The 16,223-nt window shown below is 59.6% G+C and carries 19 protein-coding genes and 1 other RNA gene; 10 read left to right on the forward strand and 10 right to left on the reverse strand.

The annotated features are described in order from the left end of the window. Positions 1–156: 156 nt before the first annotated feature. The 8 genes from ACYZT1_RS10135 to ACYZT1_RS10170 all read right to left on the reverse strand — a co-directional run bounded on the left by ACYZT1_RS10135 (position 157) and on the right by ACYZT1_RS10170 (position 4,333). Positions 157–1,158, reverse strand: a complete 1,002-nt coding sequence (locus ACYZT1_RS10135) for a glutathione S-transferase family protein (RefSeq protein WP_462018803.1) — start codon at positions 1,156–1,158, stop codon at positions 157–159. 90 nt (positions 1,159–1,248) lie between these two features. Further along, the gene (locus tag ACYZT1_RS10140) at positions 1,249–2,250 is read right to left on the reverse strand and encodes a glycosyl transferase family protein (RefSeq protein ID WP_462018804.1); all 1,002 of its coding nucleotides are present in this window, start codon (positions 2,248–2,250) and stop codon (positions 1,249–1,251) included. Next, positions 2,247–2,582 (reverse strand): TusE/DsrC/DsvC family sulfur relay protein, encoded by a 336-nt coding sequence (locus ACYZT1_RS10145; protein WP_462018805.1) that lies wholly within the window; start codon positions 2,580–2,582, stop codon positions 2,247–2,249. Before ACYZT1_RS10145 ends, ACYZT1_RS10140 begins: the two co-directional genes overlap by 4 nt. Next, complete coding sequence (gene tusB / locus ACYZT1_RS10150; protein ID WP_462018806.1) at positions 2,579–2,872, reverse strand: sulfurtransferase complex subunit TusB; 294 nt, start codon at positions 2,870–2,872, stop codon at positions 2,579–2,581. Before tusB ends, ACYZT1_RS10145 begins: the two co-directional genes overlap by 4 nt. Beyond that, entirely contained in the window at positions 2,872–3,234 is a 363-nt protein-coding gene (tusC, locus tag ACYZT1_RS10155) for a sulfurtransferase complex subunit TusC (protein ID WP_462018807.1), read from the reverse strand. The genes tusB and tusC overlap by 1 nt, the downstream gene beginning before the upstream one ends. A gap of 1 nt (position 3,235) precedes the next feature. Continuing rightward, a complete protein-coding gene (gene tusD, locus ACYZT1_RS10160; RefSeq protein ID WP_462018808.1) occupies positions 3,236–3,628 on the reverse strand; it encodes a sulfurtransferase complex subunit TusD in 393 nt (130 codons plus the stop codon). Positions 3,629–3,738: 110 nt separating this feature from the next. Next, positions 3,739–4,068: a DUF6388 family protein gene (locus tag ACYZT1_RS10165; RefSeq protein ID WP_462018809.1), complete on the reverse strand. Its 330-nt coding sequence runs from the start codon at positions 4,066–4,068 to the stop codon at positions 3,739–3,741. Positions 4,069–4,087: 19 nt separating this feature from the next. Continuing rightward, the gene (locus ACYZT1_RS10170; RefSeq protein ID WP_054053620.1) at positions 4,088–4,333 is read right to left on the reverse strand and encodes a hypothetical protein; all 246 of its coding nucleotides are present in this window, start codon (positions 4,331–4,333) and stop codon (positions 4,088–4,090) included. 160 nt (positions 4,334–4,493) lie between these two features. Between ACYZT1_RS10170 and ACYZT1_RS10175 the strand changes: the two genes are divergently transcribed. After that, a complete protein-coding gene (locus tag ACYZT1_RS10175) occupies positions 4,494–4,844 on the forward strand; it encodes a hypothetical protein (protein ID WP_462018810.1) in 351 nt (116 codons plus the stop codon). 45 nt (positions 4,845–4,889) lie between these two features. On the opposite strand, the gene ACYZT1_RS10180 is transcribed toward ACYZT1_RS10175, so the two are convergent. Next, on the reverse strand, positions 4,890–5,336 hold the full coding sequence (locus tag ACYZT1_RS10180; protein ID WP_462018811.1) for a GNAT family N-acetyltransferase: 447 nt from the start codon (positions 5,334–5,336) through the stop codon (positions 4,890–4,892). A gap of 144 nt (positions 5,337–5,480) precedes the next feature. Between ACYZT1_RS10180 and ACYZT1_RS10185 the strand changes: the two genes are divergently transcribed. Together ACYZT1_RS10185 and ACYZT1_RS10190 are read left to right on the forward strand one after the other, a co-directional pair. After that, on the forward strand, positions 5,481–5,924 hold the full coding sequence (locus ACYZT1_RS10185; RefSeq protein ID WP_462018812.1) for a hemerythrin domain-containing protein: 444 nt from the start codon (positions 5,481–5,483) through the stop codon (positions 5,922–5,924). Between the two features lie 46 nt (positions 5,925–5,970). Next, on the forward strand, positions 5,971–6,564 hold the full coding sequence (locus ACYZT1_RS10190) for an NUDIX domain-containing protein (protein ID WP_462018813.1): 594 nt from the start codon (positions 5,971–5,973) through the stop codon (positions 6,562–6,564). 98 nt (positions 6,565–6,662) lie between these two features. Here the strand turns inward: ACYZT1_RS10190 and ACYZT1_RS10195 are convergent, their stop codons facing one another. Beyond that, the gene (locus ACYZT1_RS10195; protein WP_462018814.1) at positions 6,663–7,178 is read right to left on the reverse strand and encodes a methylated-DNA--[protein]-cysteine S-methyltransferase; all 516 of its coding nucleotides are present in this window, start codon (positions 7,176–7,178) and stop codon (positions 6,663–6,665) included. Positions 7,179–7,313: 135 nt separating this feature from the next. On the opposite strand from ACYZT1_RS10195, the gene ggt reads away from it, so the two are divergent. The 7 genes from ggt (at position 7,314) to ACYZT1_RS10230 (ending at position 16,203) form a co-directional block, all read left to right on the forward strand. Next, a complete protein-coding gene (gene ggt, locus ACYZT1_RS10200; protein ID WP_462018815.1) occupies positions 7,314–9,041 on the forward strand; it encodes a gamma-glutamyltransferase in 1,728 nt (575 codons plus the stop codon). A gap of 135 nt (positions 9,042–9,176) precedes the next feature. Continuing rightward, complete coding sequence (locus ACYZT1_RS10205) at positions 9,177–9,710, forward strand: cysteine hydrolase family protein (RefSeq protein WP_462018816.1); 534 nt, start codon at positions 9,177–9,179, stop codon at positions 9,708–9,710. Positions 9,711–9,889: 179 nt separating this feature from the next. Further along, on the forward strand, positions 9,890–11,683 hold the full coding sequence (locus tag ACYZT1_RS10210; RefSeq protein ID WP_462018817.1) for a thiamine pyrophosphate-requiring protein: 1,794 nt from the start codon (positions 9,890–9,892) through the stop codon (positions 11,681–11,683). Between the two features lie 210 nt (positions 11,684–11,893). Beyond that, entirely contained in the window at positions 11,894–13,060 is a 1,167-nt protein-coding gene (locus ACYZT1_RS10215; RefSeq protein ID WP_462018818.1) for a zinc-binding metallopeptidase family protein, read from the forward strand. Positions 13,061–13,356: 296 nt separating this feature from the next. Then, positions 13,357–13,453: signal recognition particle sRNA small type (ffs, locus tag ACYZT1_RS10220), an RNA gene on the forward strand. Between the two features lie 288 nt (positions 13,454–13,741). Further along, on the forward strand, positions 13,742–15,799 hold the full coding sequence (gene dnaX, locus ACYZT1_RS10225) for a DNA polymerase III subunit gamma/tau (protein ID WP_462018819.1): 2,058 nt from the start codon (positions 13,742–13,744) through the stop codon (positions 15,797–15,799). Positions 15,800–15,864: 65 nt separating this feature from the next. Continuing rightward, the gene (locus tag ACYZT1_RS10230; protein ID WP_028621409.1) at positions 15,865–16,203 is read left to right on the forward strand and encodes a YbaB/EbfC family nucleoid-associated protein; all 339 of its coding nucleotides are present in this window, start codon (positions 15,865–15,867) and stop codon (positions 16,201–16,203) included. Positions 16,204–16,223 lie beyond the last annotated feature (20 nt).

A 16,223-nucleotide genomic window follows, 5' to 3' on the forward strand; every position in this document is an offset into this window, starting at 1 on the left:
GGGCGCGCAGCGCCCCTAAAATCGGTGAATGCAGATAGACGACTCGGTTTGTCTGATAAAACACGGTGGCAGTTTTTGGAGGGCTGCTTCGCAGTCCAGCGGGGGCAAGCCCCCTCGCCACAATGATCGCTGCCACGCCAAGGCCGCAGCCGGGTATCAAACCCCGCGCCAAACCCCTTTCCCGCTCAACCGAGCCCGATCATGCGGCGCGGCGAAATCCTGGTCCGGACCTTTTGGCACAATCCCGGTCGGGTTTATCGTCTTGTGACTGCCGTAGTAGTGGTTTTTGATGTGGGTGAAATCCACGGTTTCGGCGATCCCCGGCCACTGGTACATTTCCCGCAGCCAATTCGACAGGTTCGGATAATCGGCAATCCGCCGCAGGTTGCACTTGAAGTGGCCGTAATACACCGCGTCAAACCGAATCAGCGTTGTAAACAGTCGAACATCCGCTTCCGTCAGGTATTCACCGACCAGATAACGATTGGCGTCCAGTACCTGCTCCAGCCGATCCAGCTCGGCAAACACTTCATCGAATGCTTCCCCATAAGCCTGCTGCGACGTAGCAAACCCGGCGCGGTACACGCCATTGTTCACCGCCGGATAAATCCGCTCGTTCAAGCCATCAATTTCCGCTCGCAGCGGCGCCGGATAGAAGTCCAGGTCATTGCCGGTCAAGTCGTTGAACGCGCTGTTGAACATGCGGATAATTTCCGCCGATTCATTGCTGACGATGCGATTGTGCTGGTTATCCCACAGCACCGGCACGGTGACGCGGCCGGTGTAGTCGGGAGCGTCAGCGGTATAACGCTGGTGCAGAAAATTCAGGTCGTCGAGCTTGTCGCCGGTGGAACCGTTGGCTATGTCGAACGTCCAGCCGTTCTCCAGCATCAAATAGCTGACGACTGATACATCGATCAGTTTGTCGAGGCCTTTGAGTGTGCCCAGGATCAGCGTGCGGTGCGCCCACGGACAGGCGAGCGAGACGTAAAGATGGTAGCGGCCGGGTTCGGCAGCGAAACCACCGACACCGCTCGGTCCGGGCTTGCCGTCTGGGGTGACCCAGTTGCGACGCTGCGCCTGCTCACGCTGGAATGCGCCGTCCTTGCTGCTTTCGTACCACTGGTCATGCCAGCGACCTTCCACTAACAAACCCATGTTCAGGACTCCTCAACCAGTAAGCGTTGGAGAAGAGTTTATCCGCATAGGTTCGATTAAATAGCGCAAAGGTTGGACGCTTATGATCGGTTAAATCGATTTGTCTCGTGCGTCCCAATATTGCCGGGCGGTGTCGAATGCCTGCTCGCGGGGTTGACCGAGGCCGCGCAGGGCCAAAGCCATGGTGGCGATCAGCGCCATCTGCGGATACCTGTCGACCACTTCGCCGCGCCATACAGCCTTTAAATGTTCGGGGTCGAGCGAAGAGGGTTTGACGTGGCGCTGGCTGGACATCTGCGGCCATTCCTCGTCCCAACTCACGCCACCGGTAGTGCCATACAAGTGGCTGCCGGCATCCGGGTTGATCTCGATTTCGCCGCCATCGCCTTTGACCACAATTGCAGTGTCACCCAGCAAGCCGCTGGCATCGCGGTGGACCGCCTGATAGCCGGGGTGAAAAATGCTTTGCAGGCCGCAGCGGGCGCCCAGTGGATTGAGAATTCGCGCCAGGGAGTGGATCGGCGAGCGCAGGCCGAGGGTGTTGCGCAGGTCGATCATGCGCTGCAGGGCAGGCGCCCAATCGATCAGAGGCATGAAGGCCAGGCCGCCGTTATCCAGCGCCGAGCCGACCTGTTGCCAGTCGCGGCATAACGGTATTTTCAGTTCACTCAGCAGTTGCTCGCTGTACAGGCGCCCGGCCGTGTGTGCGCCGCCACCGTGCATGAAAATCCGCACTCCGTTCTGCCCCAAACACTTGGCCGCCAGCAAATACCAAGGCAGATGACGCTTCTTGCCGGCATAGGTTGGCCAGTCCAGATCGACATTAAACAGCGGTGCCTGCAAACGCTGGCGCAAGGCTTGCGTGAACCCGGCCATTTCCTCGGCGCTTTCCTCCTTGTGCCGCAACAGCATCAGGAACGCGCCAAGCTGGGTGTCTTCGACCTGCTCGTCGAGCAGCAGGCCCATGGCCTCGCGGGCTTCTTCGCGGGTCAGGTCGCGGGCACCGCGTTTGCCTTTGCCAAGGATCCGCACGAATTGCGCGAACGGATGTTCGGCGGGTGTTTCGAGGGTCAGCGCTGGGTAATCGGTCATAAGCAGTTCGTCGGTTTGGGCAGGCCCGCCAGTTTTGCGGCGAGTTTGGCAGGGGTGCCTTTGAACAGTCGGTTCAGGTGCAGGCTGTTACCTTTTTCCGCGCCGAGCTTCAACGCGGTGTATTTGATCAGCGGGCGCGTCGCTGGCGACAACTGGAATTCGGCGTAAAAGCTGCGCAGCAATTCGAGGATTTCCCAATGTTCGAGGCTCAACTCGATACCTTCACCCGCGGCGAGAGCGCTGGCTACATCGGCGGACCAATCGCTCAGTTCGAGCAAAAAGCCGTCCTTGTCCAGCTCGATGGCGCGGGAGCCCACTGTCAGTGAATTCATAGCCAACTGTTGACCTTGTGGTATTGGATCGACAGCTCGACGAAGGCCGGATAGTCAATGGCCGTGGCGGCGTCGGGGATATCCAGCGCGCGCGCCTGGACGTCTTCGGCCAGTACGAACAATTTCAACTGTCGAGCATTGAGCGCGGCGAACGGCGCAGTGCCGGGCTGCAGCGCGTACACCGCGTCACCGGTCAGCAACAACGCATCGTTGGCGCCGATCACGCGCAGACAACTGGTCAGGCGTTCATCGCCGAACGGGGAATGAGACAACACATGCAAAGTCGACATCAGAGGGTGATCACCTGGTCGTAACGGTCAATAAGTGCGGTGATTTCGAACGCGCTCAGCACCTGCGCTTCTTCGAGCGATAAACCGGCCAGGTCCAGACCGCGTTCGGCAGCGCTGTCGGCGCAGACAAACAGGTCTTCAACACCAAACATGGGCAAGGCCTGGAGGTTGGCGCTGAGGTCTTTCTGCTGCAGGGTTTTGGCGTCCTGTTTCGTGGCAAGCTGCAATACGCCATCGTCGAGAAACAGCAAGCCTATTGGCAGATCAAAGGCGCCGCCGGCCAGCACAATGTCCAGCGCTTCCCGGGCGCCGGGCCCGGACCACGGCGACTGACGACTGATGATCAGCAAGGATTTAGGCATGTCACGCGCCTCCGAAACAGATCAAGCGGTCGGCATCCTGCACCGCATCGTGCAACTGGCCCAGGCCGGACAAGTCCCACGGCGCGCCGACTGCAACGGCTTCGCGCTGATAGCGCCGGGCCTCTTCTTCATTCAGCACGCCACGGCGCAAAGCGGCCGCTATGCAGACGACGCCGTCCAGTTGATGCTCGGCGACGAAGGCGCGCCATTGCTTGGGCAAATCTTGTTCATCCTGGGGCGTAACCACGCTGCCAGACGCGTTATAAACGCCGTCCTGATAAAAAAACAGCCGGACAATTTCGTGTCCGCCAGCCAGCGCCGCCCGGGCAAACAGCAAGGCGCGGCGCGAGGAGGGCGCATGGGCGGCGGAGAACAGTGCGATGGCGAACTTCATGACGGACTCGGGTCGACGGAACTGGGGCAATGATAAAGCTTTATGAGTGGTGCGGCGAAGTCTGACTGCCAGTGAACGCATAGGCTGACTCTGGCGTGACTCCAGCCAGCCTACGGCTCCAACCCATACAAGTCACAATATTCCAGCCAGTCCATCCCGGCCATTTCGGCGACTTCCTTATGCACCTCCCTACGCTGAGCCTGATACTCCTCGGCAGTCGCCGCAGTCAGTTGCAACGTCAACTCCCAGGCAAACAGACCGAGGTGTTCCGCTTCAGCCTCGAAGGCTTCATGCAAGCGTTCTTCGCGGTACTGCGCAGCGGTTTCGCCTTTCGCCTGCGCCAGCAGAGGGTTGAGGTTGTCCAGTTCTTCGCGCAGCTGCGGGCGCTCATCGAGAAATTTTCGCAGGGCGTGTTCGTGTTGCTGTTCAGTTGCCGCCATGGTCGCTCCTGGAAATGTATTAAGAAGACTGTTTCTTGGCTTTGGCCGCTGCCGCCAGACATTCGAGGGCGAATTGCTCCGGGTAAGTCATCTGGATAGGCGTGGTCTCGCCCTTGACGGTTCTTTCGCCGTCGAGGATGTAACGAATGCGCTTGTCGGTCACGCCGATGCGCTTGGCGATCCACGACGGCGTCTGTCCGATCTGGCTGATCAGTTTGTCGGCATATTCGGCGGTGGGTTTGTAAAATTCGGCATTGGGTGTCATGGGACGTTCCAGAAATAGGCCCGCTCGAAACGGGCGATGCGACATTTGGCGCGACAGGGTGCGCGAATCGTTGCGCGGTGTCTCGCTATAAATGCAGTAAAGCAGAACGATACGCCGCGCTGCGATGGTACAGTCCGTTTTTTCTTGAAGAGCACATGCAATGCGAATTCTGATGGTGGCGCTGGCCGTGACGTTGCTGGCGGGATGCGCCGGTTCGGCAATGAACGATGCCCGCACGGGAACCCCTTACAAAACCCTGACGTCGGACAAACCGGAAAAAGTCGTGGCCCAGTGTGTGCAGTTTGCCTGGCAGGACGAGACGGTATTCGGCATTGACGCCGGTGCGTATCTGCAGCCGGGCAAGAAGGGCGGCTCGACGGTGTACACGCGTTCGGCCGAGTCGTTTGTCGACCTGACCACCGCGGTGACAGGGACGGAGTTGAGCTATTACGCCCAGCGTGATGACTTTGTCGCCAAACGCCGGTTGGCGGCGTTGGCGACCTGTCTCTGAACTCACTCGCGAACAGATCACCAGTGGGAGCCCACAAAGAGCATTTCAGTCGTCAAAATTGTCAGGGCTGTTGAGCAAGCGCTTCTGTAAAAAGAAGCGTCGATGCCCCGGCGGGTAGTCGGCAATCTCGCCTACTTCAGTGAAGCCCAGCTTTTTGTAAAACTGCGGCGCCTGAAAGTCGAAGGTGTCCAGCCAGATTCCCACGCATTCCTTCTCCCGCGCCAGATCTTCGGCCATCTTCATCAGCCGCGAACCCATGCCCTGGCCCCGAGCCTCGTCTGGCACCGACAACAATTCGATAAACAACCATTGATAGAAAAACCGGCCATACAGCCCGCCGAGGATTTCATCGTTGGCGTCACGCACCAGCAGCGCCAGCAATTCTGATTCGCCATCCCCCGCTTGCGCGAGGTTGTAGGCGCGCAAGGGGGCAAGAATTGCCTCTCGATCCTCGGGGGTCGGTTCCTGGGTCATTTCTATTCGTAAAGTCATCAGCTACATCCTTATGGCGTTGAGCCCCGAGCGTAGCCGGGGCGCCGTAAATGTTCCATCCCCGCGCGAGGAACCCTCGCGAGTGCGCAGATGTCTAGGCATAACAGCGTCATTTCAGAACGCAGCCGATGAGGGCCATATTCCTTGAACATTTTTGAAGCCTTGCGCGAAAGCCATGACCGTCAACGCACCTACGCCGAGGCGGTGGTCCGCACCAGTGGCGACACTCCGGAACGCAAAGAAGCCTACGAGCGGCTCAAAGCCGAACTCCAGGCGCACGAAACCGCTGAAGAGCGGCATTTCTACATCCCGTTGATGCAATTCGACAACGGCGTCGACCTCAGCCGTCATGCGATCTCCGAGCACCACGAGATGGACGAAATGATGGAGGAACTCGACGAGACCGAGATGTCCAGCCCGTCATGGTTGGCCACAGCGAAAAAACTCTCGGACAAGGTTCATCACCACCTCAAGGAAGAAGAGAACAAGTTTTTCCAGAGCGCCGGCAAGCTGCTTAGCGACAAGCAGAAAATCAGCCTGGCGAAAGATTATCTGAAGGAGTTCGACGAACAGCTTGCGTCGTCATGATTTCGTTTAGCATGCGCATCTTTTGACAGGAAACGGATGGGTTGTCATGGTCAATACAGCCGAACGGGTCAACATCGTCGAGTCTCAGGTGTTGTCCCACGACTGGTACTTGCTGAAGAAAATCACTTTCGATTACCTGCGCAACAACGGCGAATGGCAACGCCAGACCCGCGAGGTTTATGACCGCGGCAATGGCGCGGCGATTTTGCTGTTCAACCGGGAAAAGCAAACCGTTGTGCTGACGCGTCAGTTCCGTTTACCGGTTTTCGTCAACGGCCATGACGGTTTGCTGATCGAAGTGGCAGCAGGGCTGCTCGAAGGGGCAGCGCCGGAGGAACGCATCCGCGACGAGGCAGAGGAGGAGACCGGTTATCGCGTGCACCACGTGAAGAAAGTCTTCGAGGCGTACATGAGCCCCGGCTCGGTGACGGAAAAGCTGCATTTTTTCATCGCCGAGTATGACGCCTCATCCAAAGTCAGCGAAGGCGGCGGACTGGAATCGGAGACCGAAGAACTGGAAGTGCTGGAGTGGACGTTGGACGAAGCACTCCAGGCTTTTTATCGCGGCGAGATCTGCGACGCGAAAACCATCATGCTGCTGCAGTACGCAGCCATGAATAACCTCTTCGCCACCCTTTGATCCATGTAGCAGCTGCCGAGCCTGCGAGGCGGCGTCCAGCGGACCTGAGCCGGACGCCGCCTCGCAGCCCCGGCAGCTGCTACACAGCCGGGTGCGATTCAGAAAAGGCTTCCAGTGCGATTGGTGCCAGCCCAATCGCCACCTTCCAGCGTCAGCAAAAACTCTTTCGCTTCGAGGCCGCCCGCGAATCCGGTGAGTTTGCCCGAGGCCCCGATCACCCGATGACACGGCGCCACGATTGAAATCGGGTTTCTTCCGTTCGCCGCACCCACCGCTCGCACCGCACCGGGACAGCCGATCTGCACGGCGATCTGGCGGTAGCTGCGCGTCTCGCCGAACGGGATGGTGAGCAATGCCTGCCACACTTTCTTCTGAAACGGTGTCCCGACAAAATCCAGCTCCAGCTCAAAACGCTCCCGCGTCCCCGCGAAATATTCCGTCAGTTGCTGCGCCGTGCGCAAAAGGACCGGGGAGTTCGCCGCGATGCTCATCGGCCCCAGCCTTACGCGATTGAGTCTGTCGTTTTCCCAGAGGATGGCCACCAGTCGCGCGCCGTTCGCGACCAGCTTCAGCTGGCCGACCGGAGAGTCCAGCGTCATGCAGGTATATGTCATGCAGATGGATTCCGCAGGTGGGCTGATCGAGGCTCAGCATACTGCCTCGGCGGGGAGGCGCAAAACGCAATTGCGACCATACTTGGCTACTGCTCTTGGCGCCTTTTCCCCTCAAAAACAAAAAGAGACTGACCCATGAAGTTCGAACCTTTGGCCAAATCGCTCATTGCGACCTCCCTGGCATTCAGTTGCCTGTCCGTCTATGCGGCCTCGGTCGCCCCGGTGGGCGCCGAAAACGGCATGGTGGTCACCGCCCAGCATCTGGCCAGCCATGTCGGCGTCGATGTGTTGAAGAACGGCGGCAACGCCGTCGATGCCGCCGTGGCGGTAGGTTATGCGCTGGCGGTGGTGTATCCCGCAGCGGGCAACCTTGGCGGCGGCGGTTTCATGACCATTCAGCTGGCGGACGGGCGCAAGACCTTCCTCGATTTCCGGGAAAAGGCCCCGCTCAAAGCCACCGCCGACATGTACCTCGACAAGGAGGGCAATGTCATACCGGAACTCAGTACCCGTGGTCACCTGGCGGTCGGCGTTCCCGGCACCGTGTCTGGCATGGAACTGGCGCTGCAGAAATACGGCACCAAACCGCGCAAGGAAATAATCGCACCGGCAATCAAACTGGCCGAAGAAGGTTTTGTACTGGAGCAGGGCGATGTCGAGTTGCTCGAATATGCCACCGACGTTTTCAAGAAAGACATGCGCGACTCCGGGTCGATCTTCCTGAGCAACGGCGAGCCGATGCAGGTGGGGCAGAAGCTGGTGCAGAAAGACCTGAGCAAAACCCTGCGGGAAATCTCCGAGAAGGGCGCCGACGGTTTCTATAAAGGCTGGGTGGCTGACGCGATTGTCACCTCAAGCCAGGCCAACAAAGGCATCATCAGCCAGGCCGATCTCGATAATTACAAGACCCGTGAACTGGCGCCGATCGAATGCGACTACCGCGGTTACCATGTGGTCTCGGCGCCGCCACCGAGCTCTGGCGGGGTGGTGATCTGCCAGATCATGAACATTCTGGAAGGCTATCCGATGAAGGACCTGGGCTACCATTCGGCCCAGGGCATGCACTATCAGATCGAAGCGATGCGCCACGCGTACGTGGACCGCAACAGCTTCCTTGGCGACCCGGACTTCGTGAAAAATCCGATCGCTCATCTGCTCGATAAAAACTACGCGACCAAGCTGCGCGACGCTATTTCGCCGCAAAAAGCGGCGGTGTCCAGCGAACTCAAGCCCGGCGTCGCGCCCCATGAAGGCAGTAACACCACGCACTATTCGATCGTCGACAAGTGGGGCAACGCGGTGTCGGTGACCTACACCCTCAACGACTGGTTCGGCGCCGGGGTCATGGCCAGCAAAACCGGGGTCATCCTCAATGATGAGATGGACGACTTCACCTCGAAAATCGGCGTGCCTAACATGTACGGCCTGGTGCAGGGCGAGGCCAATGCCATCGCACCCGGCAAGGCGCCGTTATCGTCCATGAGCCCGACCATCGTCACCAAGGATGGCAAGGTGGTGATGGTGGTCGGTACGCCGGGCGGCAGTCGCATTATTACCGCTACATTGCTGACCATGCTCAACGTGATCGACTATGGCATGAACATTCAGGAAGCGGTCGATGCGCCGCGCTTCCACCAGCAGTGGCTGCCGGAAGAAACCAATCTGGAGAACTTCACCACCAGTCCCGACACGGTAAAGATGCTGGAAAGCTGGGGGCACAAGTTTGCCGGGCCGCAGGATGCCAACCATCTGGCGGCCATTCTGGTCGGCGCGCCGTCGCTGGAGGGCAAACCGGTGGGCAAAAACCGCTTCTACGGGGCGAACGATCCGCGGCGTAATAGCGGGTTGTCGTTAGGGTATTGATCAGCGAAGATCCGGGACGCAGCCTCGCAGGCTCGGCAGCCGCTTCAACGGGGCGCCCGCGCCTGAAGGCTCGAGGTATGGGGATCGGCGCGAAGGCGTGACCGTTCTGTTTTTTCAGACTTGCAAGGAAGGCTCATGACCACTGCACTGTTAATCATTGATGTTCAACATGCGCTGTGCACCGGTGATTACGAATGTTTCGAGATCAAGCGCGTCATCGACGCTATCAACGGCCTCAGTGCCAAGGCCCGGAAGGCCGGGGCACCGGTGGTACTGATTCAACACGAAGAAGAGAGCGGCCCGTTTGTGCATGGAACTCCCGAATGGCAGCTGGCCGAAACACTGGTCACCGCTCCCCAGGACCTGCGTGTCCGTAAAACCACGCCGGATTCGTTCTATCAGACTCCATTACGCAAATTGCTGCCCGAACAGGATTTCGAACAACTGATCATCTGTGGGTTGCAAACCGACTACTGCGTCAATGCCACCGTGCGTCAGGCGCTGAAACTGGGTTACGACGTGGTGCTGGCCGGCGATGCGCACTCCACGGTCGACCACGGGAATCTGCGCGCCGAGGACATCATTGCCGAGCACAACAAAGACCTCGCACGCCTGACCGGATCGGTGGCACGCATCGATGTCAAACCTGCAGCGGACATCAGCTTCTAGCCGTACGACGCACCAGTGTCGTCGACAGTCCGCGGTGGTAGCGAGCTTGCTCGCGATGACTGAGTCACATCCGACATTGACGTCGCCCCACTGAGCACGTCCGGCCAATCCGTCGAAACTTCGCAGCCCGCCGGGCTGTCCAGACCTTACACCTCTGAGGCACCAAGGCGAGGATCGACATGACAACGACAGTAGGCGATTTTCTGGTTGAGCGACTCAGCCAATGGGGCGTCACGCGGATTTTTGGTTATCCGGGCGACGGCATCAATGGCGTATTCGGAGCGCTGAGCAGGGCTCAGGGCAAGATCGAATTTGTCCAGGCGCGGCATGAAGAAATGGCCGCGTTCATGGCATCGGCGCACGCCAAGTTTACCGGCGAGCTGGGCGTTTGCATTGCCACGTCCGGCCCCGGCGCTTCGCACCTGATCACCGGGCTCTACGATGCGCGGATGGACCACATGCCGGTGCTGGCGATTGTCGGGCAACAGGCACGCGCGGCGCTCGGCGGTCACTATCAGCAGGAACTGGATCTGCTCTCGATGTTCAAGGACGTCGCCGGCGCATTCGTGCAGCAGGCTTCGGAACCGTCCCAGGTCCGGCATCTGGTCGACAGGGCGGTGCGCACGGCCGTGGGCGAACGTCGCGTTACTGCGTTGATCCTGCCGAATGACCTGCAGGATGCCGAGTACAAGGAGCCGGAGAGGGCGCACGGTACCGTGCATTCCGGCGTCGGTTACAGCAAACCAAAAGTGGTGCCGTATGACGCGGATTTGCAGCGCGCCGCCGATGTGCTCAACGCCGGTGAGAAAGTCGCGATTCTGGTGGGCGCCGGTGCGCTGCAGGCAACTGAGCAAGTCATCGCAGTGGCGGAGAAACTTGGCGCCGGCGTGGCCAAAGCGCTGCTCGGCAAGGCGGTATTGCCGGACGATCTGCCTTGGGTCACCGGCAGCATCGGCCTGTTAGGCACCGAGCCCAGCTACAAACTGATGATGGAATGCGACACGCTGCTGATGATCGGTTCGGGATTCCCGTATTCCGAATTCTTGCCCAAGGAAGGCCATGCACGCGGCGTGCAGATTGATTTGCAGCCGGACATGCTCAGCCTGCGCTACCCGATGGAGGTCAACCTGGTCGGTGATTCCGCCGAAACTCTCGCGGCGCTTTTGCCTTTGCTGCAGCACAAGTCCCAGCGCAAATGGCGCAAGAAAGTCGAAGGCTGGCACGCGAGCTGGGACAAAACCCTGGAGAAACGCGCGCTGGTCAAGGCTGACCCGGTCAACCCGCAGCGGGTGGTCCACGAATTGTCGCCACGCTTGCCCGACGCGGCCATCATCACCTGCGATTCCGGCTCGTGCGCCAACTGGTTTGCGCGTGACCTGAAAATCCGTCGCGGCATGATGTGTTCACTGTCAGGCGGGCTGGCCTCGATGGGTGCCGCGGTGCCCTACGCGATTGCAGCCAAATTCGCCTACCCGCAACGGCCGGTGATCGCACTGGTCGGCGATGGGGCGATGCAGATGAGCAACATGGCCGAGTTGATCACCGTCGCCAAGTACTGGCGCCAGTGGCAAAGCCCCAAGTGGATCTGTGCGGTATTCAACAATGAGGACCTCAACCAGGTCACCTGGGAGCAGCGGGTGATGGAGGGCGACCCGAAATTCGAAGCGTCGCAGAACATTCCTGACGTGCCTTATCACCTGTTTGCGATTTCCATCGGCTTGAAAGGCATTTTCGTCGATCGCGAAGAGGACGTCGCCGCCGCCTGGGAACAGGCATTGGCCTCGGACGTGCCGGTGGTGATCGAATTCAAGACTGACCCCAACGTGCCGCCGTTGCCGCCGCATATCAAGCTGGAACAGGCGAAGAAATTCGCCACGACCCTGCTTCGGGGCGATCCGGATCAGGCCGGCGTGATCGTGCAGACGGCCAAGCAGGTGCTCAGTGCGGTATTGCCGGGAGGTTCGAAGAAATAGCGGTGCATGGTGTTTTCATGTGTGGGCAAGCCTTGCTCCCACACTGGGCTGAAGTGCGCCCCAAAACCTGGACACCCGTGTTTCTTCTGCGGGAATGCGATCAAACGTACGAGTTTGCCCGCGAAAGCGATATCAGCCGTTGCGCAATAAACGGGAACGATTCCCACAGGGCAATGATCTAGTCTTCGCACGCCCCAGGGAGAGATCGCCATGTACCGCTTTTTCGAACAGCTCAGCTCACGCATTGCCGCGCCGTTGCTTGGCGAGCGTTCGCGCAACAGCAAGGTCTGGCAATGCCGCTGCGGGCAGTCGCTGTTCTTTCCCAACACTCAGTGCCTGGCCTGTTTGGCGATGTTGGGTTATCAACCGCAGCATCATCGCCTGTCGTCGCTGCAGCCCGGTCCTCAGCCGGATACCTGGCTGCTCGATGCCGAGCCTGAAGCCGGGGTCTTGCGTCGCTGCGCCAATCTTGATTCCCCGGCGGCCTGCAACTGGTTGCTGCCGGCCAGCGATCACTCAGTGCTCTGCATTGCCTGCAGCCTCAATCACACCATTCCTGACCTGTCGATCACCGAAAACCACGAGCGTTGGCGCAAGGTCGAAACGGCCAAGCGGCGTCTGGTCGCACAGCTGATCAGCCTCGGATTGCAGGTGATTCCCAAAACCGTGGACGATGAGGCCGGACTCGCGTTCGATTTCATTGGCGTCGATCTGGAGGGCAAACCACCCACCACCGGCCATGCCAACGGCCTGATCACCCTCGACATCAAGGAGGCTGACGATGCCCATCGCGAACAGGTGCGGGTGCAGATGCATGAACCCTATCGCACATTGCTTGGGCATTTTCGGCATGAGGTCGGTCATTATTACTGGGATCGGCTGATCGCCGACAGCCAATGGCTGGGCTCGTTCCGCGCGTTGTTCGGTGACGAGCGTGCCAGCTATGCCGACGCGCTGGAGCGGCATTATCAACAAGGTGCACCGCTCGACTGGCAGACACGCTGCGTCAGCGAGTATGCAACGATGCACCCATGGGAAGACTGGGCGGAAACCTGGGCTCACTATTTGCACATGATGGACGCGGTGGACACGGCGCTAGGGTTTGGCATGAGTGCGCGGGAGATGGATCTCGACTATCAGCCATTTCCACCCAGCGCGCTTTACAACCCGGAGCATCCCGGCGGTGCGGCGTTTCTCTCGTTCGTCAACGCATGGATCGAACTGGCCGGCATGCTGAACGAATTGTCGCGCAGCATGGGTCAACCGGATTTTTATCCGTTCGTTCTGCCGCCTGCCGTCATTGCCAAGCTGCACTTTATCCACCTGGTAATCCAGCAAGAGGGCGGAAAGGCGGATGAGGTGCTGCAGGACCTGTAACCTTCCACAAACCACCCCCAACCTGTAGCAGCTCCTGAAGGCTGCGTCTGGCTGCGAAGCAGCCGTAAACCCTGAGTTCGCGGTTTGGCGACAAACCGCAGCCGCCGTTTTAACGACTGCTGCGCAGCCGGACGCCGCCTCGCAGGCTCGACAGCTGCTACAAGGTCCGGGTTTTGGAAAATGTGCATGTCCTTGAACGTATTCATATTTTTTAATCTGCGCGAACGGTTGTAACTTCGTCTCAGACAGGTACAATGGCGCGGCTCGCCGTCAGGTGAGCGTCGTTATGGTGACCCCATCGGTCCCCCCGCAACGATTACCCGTGAACCTGGTCAGATCCGGAAGGAAGCAGCCACAGCGGGAACATTGTGTGCCGGGGTGTGGCTGGTGGGGTTGCCTCCATAACGCAACGTGAATGTCTTTCGCGTTAGCTGCCCATTTTGATTTTAATGTTCTGCCATTGGATTCTGTCCAGGGCGGATTTTTTTTCGTCTGCGTTTTGATGACCGGTAAACCGGAGGTGTTTGGGGAGGCCGCATAAACACTCCTATACAAATGAAAATCGGCCCCTAAGCGCCCGCAGATTGCATCTTCGGCAGATTAGGCGAGCGCGCCGGATGCAATTTTGCCCTTGCTCCGCTAGCATTAGCCGCTTCTGCTTTCCAGTGGCGACGGTTTTCGATGAGTTATCAGGTTCTTGCACGTAAATGGCGCCCGCGCTCGTTCCGCGAAATGGTCGGCCAGACCCATGTGCTCAAGGCTCTGATCAATGCCTTGGACAGCCAGCGGCTGCATCACGCCTACCTGTTCACCGGCACCCGCGGTGTCGGCAAAACCACCATCGCGCGCATTATCGCCAAATGCCTGAACTGTGAAACCGGCATCACTTCTACACCCTGCGGCGAATGCTCGGTGTGCCGGGAAATCGATGAAGGACGCTTTGTCGACCTGATCGAGATCGACGCCGCAAGCCGGACCAAGGTCGAGGACACCCGCGAGCTGCTCGACAACGTGCAATACGCCCCAAGCCGCGGGCGCTTCAAGGTCTACCTGATCGACGAAGTGCACATGTTGTCCAGCCACTCCTTCAACGCGCTGCTCAAAACGCTTGAGGAACCGCCGCCCTACGTCAAATTCATCCTGGCGACCACCGATCCGCAGAAACTTCCTGCGACCATACTTTCGCGGTGCCTGCAGTTTTCCCTCAAAAACATGACGCCGGAGCGGGTGGTCGAGCATTTGACTCACGTCCTCGGTGTGGAAAACGTGCCGTTTGAGGACGACGCACTGTGGCTGCTGGGGCGTGCCGCCGACGGTTCGATGCGCGACGCCATGAGCCTGACCGATCAGGCGATCGCTTTCGGTGAAGGCAAGGTCATGGCCGCCGATGTGCGAGCGATGCTCGGCACCCTCGATCACGGTCAGGTCTATGATGTACTGCACTCGCTGATCGATGGCGACGCCAAGGCCCTGCTCGAGGCCGTCCGCCATCTGGCAGAACAAGGTCCGGACTGGAACGGCGTGCTCTCGGAAATCCTCAATGTGCTGCACCGTGTCGCCATCGCCCAGGCCTTGCCTGAAGGCGTCGACAACGGTCACGGCGACCGTGACAGGGTGCTGGCGCTGGCCCAGGCGTTGCCGGCCGAAGATGTGCAGTTTTATTACCAGATGGGCTTGATTGGGCGCCGTGATTTGCCGCTGGCGCCGGACCCCCGGGGTGGTTTCGAGATGGTCCTGCTGCGGATGCTCGCGTTCCGCCCGGCGGACACGGCGGACACCCCCAGGCAACCGCTAAAGCCAGTGGGGATCAGCCAGGCCACAGTTGATTCCGCACACTCAGTGGCTGCCGCGCCTGTCGTTGCGCCGGTGGCTCCTTTGGCGGTTGTACCGGTTGCGAAGAATCCGCCGCCCGTTTCTGAAACCGTCGCCCCGGTCGTCGAGCCAGAGCCGGTGGCAGAGCCTGTCGCCATCGAAGCGGTTGTCGACCTGCCGTGGAATGACCCGGTCGAACCCGAGGTGGTACAGCAGGCCGCAGTCGAACCAATGCTGGAAACGGCCGCCGAGCAGCCCGAGCTGCCACCGATGCCGTTGCCGACCCCGGACAGCGTCGTCCCCAATGCCCCCGAATGGGCCGCAGCGCCAATTCCGGAACCCTCTGTAGCCGACGTCGATGCAGCCACGCCCGGCATCGACCTCGATGACGAGCCGCCGCTCGACGAGGATTACATCGAGCCGGATATGGATTCGTCCTACAGCTACCTCGATGAGCTGGCCAGCGAACACGCTGCCGAACCAGCGCCGGAGCCCGAGCCTGAACCGGCTGCAATGCCGGCGACCGGTCTGGCGCTGCAATGGCTTGAATTGTTTCCGAAACTGCCGGTTTCCGGCATGACCGGCAGCATCGCCGCCAACTGCACGCTGATCGCCGTAGATGGCGACAATTGGTTGTTGCACCTGGACCCTGCGCACAGCGCGTTGTTTAACGCGACCCAGCAACGGCGTCTCAATGACGCGTTGAACCAATATCACGGGCGCACGCTCACGCTGAGTATGGAGTTGATCAAACCGGAGCAGGAAACACCCGCTCAGGCGGCGTCTCGCCGGCGTGTTGACCGCCAGCGCGAAGCCGAAGCCTCGATTCACGGTGATCCGTTCATCCAGCAAATGATGCAACAGTTCGGTGCGGTCATCCGTAACGATACTATTGAACCTGTCGAAGCCCTGGCGAGTCAGGGCTAATAACTGAAGGCGTGTGGCCGCAGGGCCGGGCGCTGTTTTATTCCAAGTACTTTGAGGTGATTACCATGATGAAAGGTGGCATGGCCGGCCTGATGAAGCAGGCGCAGCAGATGCAGGAAAAAATGGCCAAGATGCAGGAAGAACTGGCCAACGCCGAAGTCACCGGTAAAGCCGGCGGCGATATGGTCACTGTGGTGATGACCGGTCGTCACGACGTCAAGCGCGTGAGCATCGACCCAAGCATGGTTGAAGGTCTGAGCGAGGACGATCGCGAAATGCTGGAAGCCGTGTTTGCCGCCGCCGTCAACGACGCCGTGCGCAAGATTGAAGCCAACAGCCAGGACAAAATGTCCGGCATGACTGCTGGCATGCAACTGCCTCCGGGGATGAAACTCCCGTTCTGATTCGCAGCGCCGGTTGAACG

The organism is Pseudomonas sp. PB3P13, assembly GCF_054897735.1.

Bases quoted from the DNA above. Each gene is read 5' to 3' on its own strand.
- dnaX (WP_462018819.1), top strand. From the start codon at position 13,742: ATGAGTTATCAGGTTCTTGCACGTAAATGGCGCCCGCGCTCGTTCCGC.
- ggt (WP_462018815.1), top strand. From the start codon at position 7,314: ATGAAGTTCGAACCTTTGGCCAAATCGCTCATTGCGACCTCCCTGGCA.
- ACYZT1_RS10180 (WP_462018811.1), bottom strand. From the start codon at position 5,336: ATGACTTTACGAATAGAAATGACCCAGGAACCGACCCCCGAGGATCGA.
- ACYZT1_RS10140 (WP_462018804.1), bottom strand. From the start codon at position 2,250: ATGACCGATTACCCAGCGCTGACCCTCGAAACACCCGCCGAACATCCG.
- ACYZT1_RS10145 (WP_462018805.1), bottom strand. From the start codon at position 2,582: ATGAATTCACTGACAGTGGGCTCCCGCGCCATCGAGCTGGACAAGGAC.
- ACYZT1_RS10135 (WP_462018803.1), bottom strand. From the start codon at position 1,158: ATGGGTTTGTTAGTGGAAGGTCGCTGGCATGACCAGTGGTACGAAAGC.
- ACYZT1_RS10210 (WP_462018817.1), top strand. From the start codon at position 9,890: ATGACAACGACAGTAGGCGATTTTCTGGTTGAGCGACTCAGCCAATGG.
- ACYZT1_RS10170 (WP_054053620.1), bottom strand. From the start codon at position 4,333: ATGACACCCAATGCCGAATTTTACAAACCCACCGCCGAATATGCCGAC.
- ACYZT1_RS10175 (WP_462018810.1), top strand. From the start codon at position 4,494: ATGCGAATTCTGATGGTGGCGCTGGCCGTGACGTTGCTGGCGGGATGC.
- tusC (WP_462018807.1), bottom strand. From the start codon at position 3,234: ATGCCTAAATCCTTGCTGATCATCAGTCGTCAGTCGCCGTGGTCCGGG.
- ACYZT1_RS10165 (WP_462018809.1), bottom strand. From the start codon at position 4,068: ATGGCGGCAACTGAACAGCAACACGAACACGCCCTGCGAAAATTTCTC.
- tusD (WP_462018808.1), bottom strand. From the start codon at position 3,628: ATGAAGTTCGCCATCGCACTGTTCTCCGCCGCCCATGCGCCCTCCTCG.
- ACYZT1_RS10190 (WP_462018813.1), top strand. From the start codon at position 5,971: ATGGTCAATACAGCCGAACGGGTCAACATCGTCGAGTCTCAGGTGTTG.
- tusB (WP_462018806.1), bottom strand. From the start codon at position 2,872: ATGTCGACTTTGCATGTGTTGTCTCATTCCCCGTTCGGCGATGAACGC.
- ACYZT1_RS10230 (WP_028621409.1), top strand. From the start codon at position 15,865: ATGATGAAAGGTGGCATGGCCGGCCTGATGAAGCAGGCGCAGCAGATG.
- ACYZT1_RS10195 (WP_462018814.1), bottom strand. From the start codon at position 7,178: ATGACATATACCTGCATGACGCTGGACTCTCCGGTCGGCCAGCTGAAG.
- ACYZT1_RS10205 (WP_462018816.1), top strand. From the start codon at position 9,177: ATGACCACTGCACTGTTAATCATTGATGTTCAACATGCGCTGTGCACC.
- ACYZT1_RS10215 (WP_462018818.1), top strand. From the start codon at position 11,894: ATGTACCGCTTTTTCGAACAGCTCAGCTCACGCATTGCCGCGCCGTTG.